14 protein-coding genes are annotated in these 13,427 nt (G+C 44.7%); 12 read left to right on the forward strand and 2 right to left on the reverse strand.

Annotated elements, in window-relative coordinates:
* Positions 1-60: 60 nt before the first annotated feature.
* A complete protein-coding gene (gene spoVAC, locus N773_RS0114270) occupies positions 61-519 on the reverse strand; it encodes a stage V sporulation protein AC (RefSeq protein WP_080678349.1) in 459 nt (152 codons plus the stop codon).
* Between the two features lie 1,494 nt (positions 520-2,013).
* On the opposite strand from spoVAC, the gene N773_RS0114280 reads away from it, so the two are divergent.
* The 12 genes from N773_RS0114280 (at position 2,014) to N773_RS0114335 (ending at position 11,598) form a co-directional block, all read left to right on the forward strand.
* Positions 2,014-2,346 (forward strand): PadR family transcriptional regulator, encoded by a 333-nt coding sequence (locus N773_RS0114280; protein WP_024858421.1) that lies wholly within the window; start codon positions 2,014-2,016, stop codon positions 2,344-2,346.
* Positions 2,333-3,205, forward strand: a complete 873-nt coding sequence (locus tag N773_RS0114285; protein WP_024858422.1) for a DUF1700 domain-containing protein — start codon at positions 2,333-2,335, stop codon at positions 3,203-3,205. Before N773_RS0114280 ends, N773_RS0114285 begins: the two co-directional genes overlap by 14 nt.
* Complete coding sequence (locus tag N773_RS0114290; protein WP_024858423.1) at positions 3,198-3,989, forward strand: DUF4097 family beta strand repeat-containing protein; 792 nt, start codon at positions 3,198-3,200, stop codon at positions 3,987-3,989. Before N773_RS0114285 ends, N773_RS0114290 begins: the two co-directional genes overlap by 8 nt.
* Positions 3,990-4,050: 61 nt before the next feature.
* Positions 4,051-4,782 carry a CPBP family intramembrane glutamic endopeptidase gene (locus tag N773_RS0114295; protein WP_024858424.1) on the forward strand — a complete coding sequence of 244 codons (732 nt, stop codon included), beginning with the start codon at positions 4,051-4,053 and terminating at the stop codon, positions 4,780-4,782.
* A gap of 57 nt (positions 4,783-4,839) precedes the next feature.
* The gene (locus N773_RS0114300) at positions 4,840-5,097 is read left to right on the forward strand and encodes a hypothetical protein (RefSeq protein ID WP_024858425.1); all 258 of its coding nucleotides are present in this window, start codon (positions 4,840-4,842) and stop codon (positions 5,095-5,097) included.
* 33 nt (positions 5,098-5,130) lie between these two features.
* Positions 5,131-5,823: a flavodoxin family protein gene (locus N773_RS0114305; protein WP_024858426.1), complete on the forward strand. Its 693-nt coding sequence runs from the start codon at positions 5,131-5,133 to the stop codon at positions 5,821-5,823.
* A gap of 107 nt (positions 5,824-5,930) precedes the next feature.
* Positions 5,931-6,221 carry a PspC domain-containing protein gene (locus N773_RS21890; RefSeq protein ID WP_024858427.1) on the forward strand — a complete coding sequence of 97 codons (291 nt, stop codon included), beginning with the start codon at positions 5,931-5,933 and terminating at the stop codon, positions 6,219-6,221.
* A gap of 75 nt (positions 6,222-6,296) precedes the next feature.
* Positions 6,297-6,482: a PspC domain-containing protein gene (locus tag N773_RS0114315; RefSeq protein WP_024858428.1), complete on the forward strand. Its 186-nt coding sequence runs from the start codon at positions 6,297-6,299 to the stop codon at positions 6,480-6,482.
* 221 nt (positions 6,483-6,703) lie between these two features.
* A complete protein-coding gene (locus N773_RS0114320) occupies positions 6,704-8,137 on the forward strand; it encodes a LicD family protein (protein WP_024858429.1) in 1,434 nt (477 codons plus the stop codon).
* Between the two features lie 25 nt (positions 8,138-8,162).
* Positions 8,163-9,437, forward strand: a complete 1,275-nt coding sequence (locus N773_RS0114325) for a CDP-glycerol--glycerophosphate glycerophosphotransferase (RefSeq protein ID WP_024858430.1) — start codon at positions 8,163-8,165, stop codon at positions 9,435-9,437.
* A gap of 15 nt (positions 9,438-9,452) precedes the next feature.
* Positions 9,453-10,205, forward strand: coding sequence for an IspD/TarI family cytidylyltransferase (locus tag N773_RS0114330; protein WP_024858431.1), 753 nt, complete (start codon positions 9,453-9,455; stop codon positions 10,203-10,205).
* 193 nt (positions 10,206-10,398) lie between these two features.
* Positions 10,399-11,598, forward strand: coding sequence for an Mbeg1-like protein (locus tag N773_RS0114335; RefSeq protein WP_024858432.1), 1,200 nt, complete (start codon positions 10,399-10,401; stop codon positions 11,596-11,598).
* Between the two features lie 156 nt (positions 11,599-11,754).
* Here N773_RS0114335 and N773_RS0114340 read toward each other — a convergent pair whose 3' ends face one another.
* A complete protein-coding gene (locus tag N773_RS0114340) occupies positions 11,755-13,212 on the reverse strand; it encodes a sugar transferase (protein ID WP_051454293.1) in 1,458 nt (485 codons plus the stop codon).
* Between the last annotated feature and the right edge of the window lie 215 nt (positions 13,213-13,427).

Here is a 13,427-nt window from a genome sequence, read left to right on the forward strand (position 1 = left end):
GCAGTCCTTCTTTGCGTGCTGTGATATGACAGAAAGTATGCGCATGACAGCAATAGCTGTTCATATGAAAAAGTAGCAGAGCAGACCGTAGGCGATACTTGCGAGGGTGCCGTAAAGTATCACTGGTCCACAGATGATAAATATTTTCGCACCCACACCTGTGATATAGCCCTCTGTGCGGAACTCCAGAGCGGGAGCGCATACCGAGTTTGCAAAACCCGTTATCGGCACAAGAGTTCCCGCGCCTGCGTGTTTTGCGATCTTTTCGTAGATACCAAGTCCTGTCAGCAGTGCGGAAATAAATATCAGCGTGATGGAAACTGCCGCCGCGCTTGCCTTTTCACCCAGACCAAAAGCGCTGTACATGGCAGACAGCGCCTGCCCTGCAACACATATCAGCCCGCCGATAATAAAAGCCTTTGGCACATTTTTGTACCACTTGCTCCCGCGCTCTGCGGCGGCACACATATGCTTGTAACGCTCTTTGGTGATGCCTGTCTTGTCTGTAAAATCCTGCATGATATGACCTCCCGTAAACAATTAACGAAAATCTGCGTAAATAATGTTGCAGGATTTTCGCATGGATATGATTATATACAAACGATTTAAAGCTGCTCTGATTATTGTTGCCGAGCAGTTTTTATTTATACAATTTTTCGCCCACTTATTAATGAATTTTGACTATATGGAAATATTATCCAGTAGATTTTAAGCATTGTTGCTAACTCCTCTGTTTATAATATATACTATTTGTGGTATTGTACAACGTGAGTTAAATGGTTTAAAAAATGAGGATAGGACATACAACGATCGGCTGTTACCAGAAATCGCAATATTTGAATCATATATACCGAAAATATCATACGAAATTTTTCGGTGTAAGAGCATAGAGTAAATTCGGTGGATAAAATTATATACAAAAAATGTCTTCTTTATCGACAGTTCGTTTCGGTGTATGCAGAATTTGTACTTAATTTTTTGCAATTATTAAGAAAATGAAGCTTAATGCCATATATTTCCAGCAAATTTTAAGCATAGTTGCTAATTCGGTAATTTAGAAAACGTTTTTATTGTTATATTATACAACTTGTGTTAGTTCTTTTAACCAAGCATTTCCGAGGGAGAAGTACCATACTATTCCGATATTTAATTGTGTACGATCATTGTACAGATATCTCCTAAATTATTACTCAAATCAGCTTAATTTATACAGATTTCTTCTTATTTATTAAGGGAATTTTACCTAATACCAGTATTTTCCATAGGATTTTAAGCATCATTGCTAATTCATCTCTTTATATAACGCTTTTGATAGCATAATACACAATTTAAAATATGAACGAGATTTCATAATTTTGCCCCCGACTTAATTAACCGATCTGCCCCATCAGGTGCCGGAATTTTGTGTATAATAATTGTACAATTCTGAACTAAACTTTTGCACTGAAGAGCTTAATTTATACAGAATTATTCCTATTTATTAAGGAAATTTTGCCTAATGCCAGTATTTTCCAGAGGATTTTAAGCATTATTGCTAATTCATCTTCTTTGATAACGGTTTTGATAGCAGAATATACAATTCAAATTATGAACGCGATTTCATAATTTTCTCCGACGATTAATTAATCATACTCTCGGTCATCTCACCTTGATTAGATCATCCTATATTATGTACACTCTATATAATAGAAGCCCACTTTGCTACCATATAATGCCATGACATTATGCATGATGTTATATTCTGCAAATTGAAAGGATTGTAATATTGTGCAGATATACAAAGTACTTTGATTTTCACAATATTGTATTGACAAATGATATTATACGTCGTATAATATCATCAGAACAAAGATATTACAGAGTTCGATATACTGCGAGAAAAAATATATTACACAGTATAAAATGCAATGCAGAGCAAAAGAGACGAGATGACATCAGACAAAAGACAAAAGAAACGCCCCGCGGGTAAGGAGAACGACTATGCACAGAGTTATCAAAGAAAGGAGCAGGAATATGGGATTTCCGGTCAATGCAGGACTGCTGGACGCTATGGTGCTTTCGGTGGTACAGAACGACGATACCTACGGTTATGAGATAACACAGTTCCTCAGAAAAGCCGTTGATATCTCGGAATCGACCCTCTACCCCGTACTCAGAAGGCTCCAGAAAAACGACTATCTGGAGACTTATGATAAGGAATTTATGGGAAGGAACCGAAGATATTACAGAGTTACCCCTAAGGGTAACGAAGCACTGGAAGAATATCGTCAGGAATGGCAGACACATAAAGAAAAGGTAGACAGTATTTTGATGAACAAGGGGGCGGACGATAATGAACAGACTTGAATTTCTTACAAGCCTCAGATATAACCTTGAAAAAGGCGGGCTGCCCCGCGAGGATATCGAGGACGCGCTCAGCTATTATGAGGAGATATTCCTTGATGCTGGTTACGGCAGTGACGAACAGACAGCTCAGACTCTGGGTGACCCCGAAACACTTGCCAAGGAGATACTTATAGAAAACGGTATCCATACCGAAGGCGATGCTGCCTATGAAGTAGGAGAGGCAAGAAGAGCGCCATTTGATGACGTTCAGGATGTTGCATTTGAAGAAGTCGGCAAGGAAAAAAACGAGCAGAACGGTTCATACAATTACGGCTACGGATATACAGCTAATGAAAATACAAACACTACCGGCAATGGTCAGTACACTTCGGCTGCAACTTCTGGAATATTCTTTGATGCGGCTACAAAAGCAAATCAGGCGATCGGCGGTGCTATCAACGAGGCTAAAAACGCTTTTGAAAGAAGCTTCAACGATCCCACAATGACAGCAGAACAGAGAACCACCCGTAATAATACTCTTCTCAAGATAATCCTCCTTATCGTGACTTTCCCCCTGTGGATAGGCGTTGTTGCAGCTGTCGGCGGTGTACTCTTCGGCATACTTGCAGCACTTTTCGCCATCGTTATCGCGCTGGTGGCAGGCGGATTTTCAATGGTGATTTCGGGCATCGTAAGCCTGTTTGAATACACTCCCGAAGGCATCATGATGATAGGTATCGGCATGATAATGCTGGGCATCTTCGGTCTTGTAGCAAGACCAGGCTTCGCAGGTATCAGAAGACTTGCAGGCGCTTGTGTAAACGGTATGCGCAGCATTTTCGGAAAGATATTCGGAAAAGGAGGACAGCGTTATGAATAATATAGATCTTGAAGAAAAGACATATACCACCACCCGCAGGGTTTTCCCTTACTTCTCCGTCGGCCTGATAGTTGTTGGTGCTGTAATGCTGATAGGCGGTGCAGTATTCTATAAGACCTCAGATGCCGCAAAGTCCTATAATGGCAACATTGTCTCGGTTTCCGAAGATATCGATCTCGGCAAGACCGAATCCGTAGAGATAGATGTCGGCGCAGGCAAACTCGAGGTGCGCACATCTTCTGACGACAGTATCCACATCGAGGGCGATGTTCCTAAGAACTATGTGATAAAAGAAAGCGGCGGAATTCTTAGGGTCGATCTTACAAAAGGCTGGAAATTTGACCTCACTAACTTTTTCAATTTCATTAACGGAAGTCAGAAAGTTGACGCAGTTCTCTATCTTCCCGCAAAGGAGTATAAAAAACTCGACCTTGAAGTTGACGCAGGTGAGTTGACAGTTTCTGATATCAAGTGCAAAGAAGCATCATTTGATTCAGGCGCAGGCGAGATAACCGCTGATGGCATCAGCTGTACAGGCAAAGTCAAGATCGATATCGGCGCAGGGGATATAACCCTCACCGATTCCATAGCAGGCGGTCTTGATGTAGATATCGGCGCAGGTGATTTCAACTTCGACGGTGAAGTCAACGGCGATATAGATGTTGACACAGGTGCAGGCGACTGTGAGATCGCCCTTACCAACAATGAGGAAGAATACAATAAGAAATACTCCATCGATACCGATACAGGCGTAGGCGATATCAAGATCACTTTCGATAACTGACCGATATCCCACAGATCATAAATCAAACGTCAGCCATAATAAGAATATACGGAGACATGATATGACCAATGGAATAAAAAAAGAGCGCGTCTGGAAAAAGGGCAGAACAGTAAGCGCGGCACGTTTGGCAAAACAGCGTGATAATGACCTCTTAAGCCTTACGATGGGCTTTATGGGCAGCATGGTGGGAGGTTTCATGCTGAATATGTTCAATGCCAAAATAGCAATGAATATGCCCGTCCCGCTTCGCGCTCCGCTGATGTTCGTCCTTTACTGGGCGATAGCGGTAATACCGATAATAATTATCCGTCAGGATAAAATGCGCCCCGCCGACTTAGGGCTTGAAAAGGAAGGTATCCTCAGACAGATACTTATCGGCATCGGGCTGGGTCTCGGCACATCACTGGTGCTGACAGGCATACCCGTTCTCGCAGGATTCGGAGAATACGTAAACAGCGGGAAGTCCTATACCGAACCATGGCAGTTCGTATACGAATTCGCTTACTGCATACTTTCGGTAGGTGCCGCAGAGGAACTGGTGTTCCGCGGCTTTATATACAGTAAACTGAAAAGCCTTTTCGGCAAAGAGATATATGCCGCCGTAGGTTCGTCCCTCCTCTTCGGACTATTCCATGTATTCAGAGGAAATATAGCACAGATCTTTGTCACCGCAGTGATAGGCTTCATATTCTGCACATACAGAAATAAGATAAAGGGCTGTACACTGCTGTCGCTGATGATATGCCACGGCGTATACGATGCTATGATAACCATCTGGGCACTGCACGGATAATAAACAGAAATACCGTCAGACCCGCAATGTGAAGAACAGACCAAAGGAAACAATAAAATGAAGAGAATACTGAATATCACAGGAAAAATATTCCTGGCTATCATGATACCTGTCATCATATCAGTCATAGTTACGGCGATGGCAGGCGGAGATACCTGCACAGAGATCTCAGAAAATGAAAGCATGACCACGGATATCGGAAACGATGACGGTCACCCGCTGATATCTGTATCGGGTTTCGGGAACTCATTGCAGGCTTCTGTATCACGTGACAGATTGACTATCTTACGAAGCGCGATCTCCACAGAAAAATAATATCATTTCAGGATACCATCATAAGAGGTAAGTATGAAAACGGTCATAATCCACGGACAAAGCCATAAAGGCTCGACCTACAACATAGCACATATGCTGGGCGAAAAGATAGGCGGAGAACTCGCTGAATTTCTCTTGCCAAGGGATTTCGGAGAATTCTGCACAGGCTGTACCCGCTGTTTTCTTGAACACGAAAGCAAATGTCCCCACTATCAGAAACTTTCACCCATAACCAAAGCAATAGATGATGCCGATGTGGTAATACTCGCAAGCCCCGTCTACGTCTTCCACGCAACAGGTGCGATGAAAGCTTTTCTAGACCACTACGGCTACCGCTGGATGGTACATTCACCCGACGGAAGAATGTTCACCAAACAGGGCGTGTGCATATCCACCGCCGCAGGTGCGGGCATGGGGAAAACAAATAAGGATATGGGCGACAGTCTGTTCTTCTGGGGGATAGGTAAGATATACAAATACGGCGTGGGCGTAATGGCGACTGACTGGGAAAGCGTATCCGACAAGAAACGCGCCGCCATCGACAGAAAGACCACCGCCATGGCAAATGCCATAAAAAGCCGTGCGGGTCATGTGACACCATCTTTAAAAACAAAAGCCGTGTTCTTCGGTATGCATCTTATGCAGAGAAAAGGCATCAACGAACGCGACAAAAAGCACTGGCAGGAACAGGGCTGGACGGGCAGTAAACGCCCCTGGAAAAACTGAGCCCCGTATTTAAAGATTATTTAATAGTTTTTAAGGTATAATAATATAAAACATAAACGACACAAAACGAAAAAATTATTTGCAGACACCCGAAAGGAGATAACATTATGAACGGAAATAAGCTTTACAGAGTAAGAAACGGATCAATGATCGCAGGCGTATGCAGCGGATTAGGTGCATATCTTGGCCTCGACCCCAATATCATCAGGATAGCCTGCGTAACAGGCTGCTGCATAGGCGGACTTCCAATAATCGCATATATAATTGCAGCTATCTTCCTTCCCGAGGTACCTGATGCAGCCTCAGCAATGGGTCAGGCGCCGCAGCAGAATTACTCTCCCGTTGTGGATATCACCCCCGATAATACCAATAACACCACCGATAAAGATATCCTCTGACGGTATTGACAAACCGAGGAAACAATAGTATAATTTCAGTAATCAGTAAAGTCGCACACCGAAAGGAGTATAAATATGGAAAAGAAGCTTTACAGGATAAGGAACGGTTCCATGCTGGCAGGCGTATGCACAGGTATTGCAGCATATTTCAATGTTGATGTGAACATCGTAAGACTCGGCGCAGTTATTCTTGCGTGCATGGGCGGAGTAGGTATCATACCTTATATCGCAGCCGCTATAATCCTCCCCGAAGGACAGTAAAAATTCACCTTTTACCATAATGCAGCATCGGACGTTCCTGCTATATGCAGTGAACGTCCCTGCTTTTTACATGAGGAATCAGCATAAATTTATCCCGATTAAGTCTGTTTAGTTGTTAATATCGCTAAAACTTTGGCTTGCGGGACTTTACTCGCTTTACAACTCAGGTGAATAGTGATATAATGTATAGGCAATACTGCCAAGATACAGGAGGTGCAGCTATGCTGTCCGAAAATGTGCTTAATGATTATACCGAGGACTGGGTACAGCGCTGTGTAAAATCAGACTGTGTCCGCTTTGATATACTCAAACGCCGCGGCATAATGCTTTTCTGTGAAGATAAACAGATAAAACATACCTTTGAAAATATATTTGAACAAAAGGACGTGTACTGCACTGATGTCCCGCTTTCGGGCAATGAAGAAGTGCTGTGCTGTCGCTTTTCTTTTTGTGAGGGCGTTGTCCCCTCAGCTGAGATCTTCCCGCATATCCTCATAACGGATATACCCGCGGAAGCTGAAAAATACAGAGATAAATGCGCAGTCCTCTATACGGGCATGATATTCGGCGCAGGTTTTAGCCACAGCCGAACTCCCCGTGAGAACAGTTCGTCCGTTATACATGATGTCTTCAATGCCGCACTGTTCATGGCATCAAGGAAGAATATCAGAAACGGTGTGTACTACTGCGGTTTCGGTGGATGCAATATCAAGGCAAAGTCCCTCATGTCTGGCGGCTTTGAACATCTGCTTTCCTATGAGGACAGCATTTTCATGCTGGACTTTTCAAAAAAGCACGGGGATAAGTTATTCTGCTTTGATAATACCTACGGCGGAAAACTCTCGCTTCTGCACAAGTCCCTGTTTTTGTGCCTTAACGAATTCGACAGGATATGCCGCAAGAACGGTATAAAATATTATCTGGGCGGAGGTACACTTTTAGGCGCTGTACGTCACAGCGGTATGATACCCTGGGACGACGATATGGATGTAATGATGCTGAGGGATGACTATAAACGCTTTCTTTCGGTGGTGAACAGCGAGATAAACAGCGATGAGTTCTTCTTCCAGTCATCTGAGACCGACAGCGAATACCACAGCATATTCACCAAGATAAGGCTGAACGGCACCGAGTTCAAAACACGGTTCTCGTCCCGCTTCGGCAATATGCATCAGGGTATATTCATAGATATATTCGTACACGATAAAACAGCGGATATCAAAGCACTGCAGAAACTCCATGTGTTCCTCACCCTTTTCGTGAGGTCGATGGTCTTCCATAAATGGGAGGGCACACCTATGCACTTCTACGGAAAACTGAAACTGCTGTGCAGGCTTACTACACTTTTCATAAAGCATACCGATATCCGTACACTTGAAAAAATACAGGAGCGCACAGTCACATTTTTTGATAAGTTCCCCACCCATAGTCTTTACGACGGCACGGGCGAACATCTTCGTCACGGGGCATTCCCCGCAAAGTGGCTGGGCAGACCGAAATATCTCCGATTCGGAGACCGCGAATATCCCGTACCCTCAAATTATGACAAGTATCTGGAATATTCCTACGGAGATTATATGAAACTTATTCCCGCCAGCCTGCGAAAAGCAGGTCATGACGTGGTCAGTGTAAATTTTGGAAAATACGGGGAATGACCCCGTTCAAACGGAGGAAATATAAATGAGTGAGTATAAAGTAAAAGGCAAGCTGGGTCAGATACAGCGCCGTGCCGCTGAAAAATCTTTCTTCAAGTTCACTTTCATGCGTGCAAGACAGAAGACCGACCTGCTGATATCCTATCTGATGAAAAAATATATATCATACAGCACAAGGGATAAGGTCGAAAAGAATAAGATAGTGTTCATGCATTATAATAATGTATATGAGTGCAACCCCAAGTATATCTGCGATGAGATAATCAGACAGGGTCTTAACTATGATATCGTGTTCGTTACCACCAAAAAGATAATGGACAGCCTGCCTCTGCCTTTCCCGCCCGAGGTAAGAGTAGTGAGAAGAAATTCTCTCGAACATTTTTATGAGATGGCTACCGCAAGGGTTTGGGTAGATAACGCAGTAAACTTCCCCTGGAACTATGTTCCTAAAAAGGGCAACCAGATATATATAAACACATGGCACGGTTCTATGGGTCTTAAAAAGATAGATCCCGACGCAGTAAGCGATAAACACTGGAGAAAATGCGCCGAGACCGCAGGCAGGATAACCAATTTCATGATATCCAATTCTTCCTTTGAAACCATGGTATACCGTACCACTTACTGGAAGAGCAAAAGGGTAAGGGTGCTGGAATACGGCCACCCCAGAAACGATGTACTTTTCTGTTCCGATGAGGAAAAGAAAGCTATCAAGGCTAAGGTCTGCGATTTCTTCGATATCGAGGAAGACTGCAATCTTATCCTCTACGCACCCACTTTCCGTGATGCAAGAAATCTCGATTGCTACGATATCGACTATAACAGGATACTCGAAGCCGCAAGAAAACGTTTCGGCGGCAAGTGGAAGATAATAAACAGATACCACTTCAAGGTGGCAAACAAGCTGGCAAATGTCAAGGCAGTAAGGAACAACCCCGATATACTTCAGGGAAACCTCTACCCCGATATTCAGGAACTTATGGCAGCCTGCGATATGGGCATCACAGATTATTCCAGCTGGATATGTGATTTCGTCCTCACAGGCAGACCCGGCTTCATCTATGCCAACGACCTGAAATCCTACGACAAGGAAAGAGGATTCTATTATCCCCTTGATTCCACACCTTTCCCCATCGCTGAGAACAACGATCAGATGGAAGCAAATATACTTGCATTTGATGATAAGAAATATGCCGATGATGTCAAGCAGTTCCTTGCCGACAGAGGAAGCAGGGAAGACGGCAAGGCAGCAGAGCGCGTAGTCGGACTCATCAAAAAGTATATGACCGAAAGCAAGTAACGGAGGAATAATATAATGAATATAGCAGTAATTTTCGCAGGTGGAAGCGGCGTAAGAATGGGCGCAGGCATACCCAAGCAGTTTCTTGAGATAAACGGCAAGCCCATCATCGTACACACACTGGAACTCTTTGAGAATCACAATGATATTGACAAGATATATATCGTAATGCTGAAAGACTATATCCCCTACATGAACAAGCTGGTGAAGAAATTCGCCATCAGCAAGGTGTGCGGAATAGTCGAGGGCGGTGAAACAGGTCAGGACTCCATATATAACGGTCTGAAAAAGGCACAGAGCGAGAACCCCGATGATTCCATCGTACTTATCCACGACGGTGTACGCCCCTGGGTAAGCTATGATACTATCTGCAACAATATCGAGGGTGTTAAGCAGAACGGCAACGCCATCACCTGCACCCCCTGCTTTGAGACTATCCTCATGAGCACCACAGGCAAGACAGTTGAAACTGTTCCCTACCGTAAGGATACCTATGCTGCACAGGCACCCCAGAGTTTCTACCTCGGTGAGATAATCGCTGACCACGACAAGGTAAGAGCAACCGAGAACCGTTATGATAATCTTGTAGACTCCTGCACGCTTATAAAGAGTATCGGCAAGGAAGCCCACATGGTAGAGGGCAACCGCGGAAACATCAAGGTAACTACCCCCGAAGATGTATATATGTACCGCGCACTTATCCAGTACCGCGAAAACGAACAGGCATTCGGCATAGGTTCAACACCCGATATCCTGAAGCAGAAATAATTAATGCCCCTGCTTTATAGCACAGCTGCAAAAATCGAGCGTATGCAAACTGATGCATACGCTCTTTCTGTCTGCTGAAGAGCCAAAGATCAAGTGAAATTTTCTTCTTATGCATTATATGCGTTTTTTATATGTACATAGTATCTTTACATTTTTATCAATATATGTTATAATATCAGCGGAGGAGATGGGTATGGCTAACATTCTTGATTATCTTGACTGGCGGGGCGACCTGCCCTTTTCGGTATCGCCGTTCAATGCGGTGGATGCACTTATACTTGCTGAGCTGAGTTATTTTCCTGCTGAGAGGATAGTACCTGCGGGCATGGACAAAACGGTCACGCTGGCGGAGCTCAGAGACAGCTTCGATGGCAAAAAAGTTCCGCAGGAGCTCAGGATAGTCAGCTACGAGCAGGATATCGAGCTGGTGAACAAGCTGGCGGAATCACGCAGGTTTGATGGTATGCGGATATGCGGTTACGTGAATAATGTTGACTCTTCACGGGATATGCAGTTTTCGGCACTTACCTGCATTTTCGATAAATTTACATTTGTGGCTTTCCGTGGTACGGACAGCACTCTTGCGGGGTGGAAGGAAGACCTGAATTTCAGTTTTATGCACGAAACGGCTTCGCAGAGCATGGCGGTGAAGTACCTGAGTGAGAATTTCTCGGAGGGCAAGGAGGTACTTGTACTCGGGGGACATTCAAAGGGCGGTAATCTTGCGATATATGCTACGGCATTCTGCGAAAAGAGCATAAGGAAGCGTGTGCGGGCGATATTCGCATTCGACAGCCCCGGTTTCAACGAGGAAGTGGCGGCATCGAAGGAATATCTTGCTGTGACTTCACGGGTGATAAGCGTGATACCGCAGTCGTCTCTGGTGGGTCAGCTGCTTTCGGGAAGAACGCAGAACCGAATAGTCAAGAGCAATGCGAGCGGACTTTCGCAGCATATTGCGTACTCATGGCAGGTCACGCGCTGCGGGTTCGATTATGCGGAGGAGCTTTCAAAGCTGGGTGTATTCGTCAACAAGACGATGACGGGCTGGATATCTTCGCTGGACGAGAGCGACAGGCATACCTTTGTGGATGCAGTATTCTCGGTGCTTGAGGCAGCTGAGGGTGAAACTTTCAACGAGCTGGGCAGCAACAAGAGGAAATCTTTGACGGCAATACTGAAAGCACTGAAAAGGCTTCCGCCCGAACAGCGGAGCGCGGCGAAAAAGGCGTTATCGCAGCTTGCTTCTTACGGAAAAAAGGCTTTGATATCCGGGCTTGAAGAAGGTCTGGCAGAAAAGGAACTGCCTAAACTGCCTAAGTTTTCGGACGGCGTAGCCTTGATAGGAATGAAGAAGTCCTCGTCGGGGAACGAGGAAAAGGGGACTGTATAATTAGTATTTTTTCAGTGAATATAAGTCGGGATATCATTGTTATATTCTTCGTATCAGCGGCAATGATTTTACGGACATAGAAAGAGCGTATGCATTCATTCGGCTGCATACGCTCTGATCTTTTTTGTTTATTGACCTGCGGGTGCCCGCGTTTTTTTAGCGTTTGGGCAGTCCGTTTTCTTCTTCGTATTCGACTACCTCTTCTTCGGTCATGCCGAGGTCTTTGCTGAAATCGTGCTCGATGAGGTCGCGCTTTGTTTCGATGGGCTTTTCATCGTCAACGCCCTCGGTAGCATCGGGGACGAATACTGTACGCACAGTGCTGAGGATTATCCTGAGGTCTTCCCTTATGGACTGGTGCTCGATATACATGAGGTCGAGTTTCAGCTTATCATAGGGGGTGGTGTTGTACTTGCCCATTATCTGGGCGTATCCCGTAAGACCTGCCTTGACTTTCAGCCTGTACTTGAATTCGGGCATTGTCAGCTCATAGCGTTCTGCAAGCTCGGGACGTTCGGGACGGGGACCTACAAAGGACATATCACCTTTGAGGATATTTATCAGCTGTGGGAGCTCGTCGAAGCGTATCTTTCTGATTATTTTTCCCACGGGGGTGATGCGGTCGTCGTGCTCGGAAGCGAGCTGTGCTCCGCCTTTTTCGGCATTGGTTATCATGCTTCGGAATTTCAGCACCTTGAATTTGCGTCCGTTAGTGGTGAGCCTTACCTGTGAGTACAGTACAGGACCTCCGTCGTAGAGCTTTATGACAAGGGCTGTTATAAGCATGAATGGCAGGAGTATCAGGAACATGATACCTGCCAGAGAGATATCGAAAAATCTCTTTAACATACGCTGCTCGAATTTAAGACCGTCGTTGCGGGAGAGGAGTAGAGGTGTATCGAAAAGGTGGAAATCGTCTGCGCCGCGGATAATGATATCCGAAAGTTTGGGGTTGATGTAAGTTCTGATGGAATGTTCAAAGCAGAACTTCACCAGTTTGTTTCTGAGGTCGCCGGGGATATCTGTGATGATAGCGCCCTCGTAGCGGAGTATCCGCCGTTCTATCTCATCAAGGCTCTCTTCACAGCTGACGGCTGCGCAGATATTATACTTATCCGTCCTCTGTGCCATTTTATTTACAAGATACTTGGCATTTGAGTTGCCGTAGATGATTATCAGCCGCCGCGGCGGGTACATCTTTGTATATATCATGGTGAAGACGTAGCTCCATGGGCAGGCGAATACCAGTTCGATAGCGGCGAGTACCACCATGGCGGAAAGATCCATTCTGTTACGTCCGATAAGGGCGATGAGGACTATCTCCATGGCGTTTGTACTGATTATGCCCAGCACCTGAGAACCGAAAAGTCCCATGAACTTTGAATAGCCCAGTCTGAATCCGTTGAACAGGCTTGTGAAAGTTGCGTACATCACACAGTAAATGCCTATCATCAGGAAGTTTCCGTAATGCCAGAAGGGGTCGTGCATTTTACTGTTATAATAGTTATACCACACGAACGAGAATCCCATTACAAAGAACAGGATTATCACCAGTGCGGCTATGAAATTCAAGAGCCGTTTATACTGCTCGCGGTTTTTTGTAATATTATCCAATATATGACATCCTTTTTGGTTTTGTTATATTTCCGTTGATATATTTATCAAGTTACAAACTATCAAGTTATCATTATAGCACATTTTTTTTTGATTATTCAAGTATTCTCGGGGCTTTTTCAGTTATTCGACACATAACCGGGGCGTGTGATGTTCGTTTTTTGGGACAGATGTGTAATTATGCGGCAATAGAACGGTGTACCGGATAAATGATT

Origin of the sequence: Ruminococcus albus AD2013 (assembly GCF_000526775.1) — a bacterium.
GTDB lineage: Bacteria > Bacillota > Clostridia > Oscillospirales > Ruminococcaceae > Hominimerdicola > Hominimerdicola alba_A.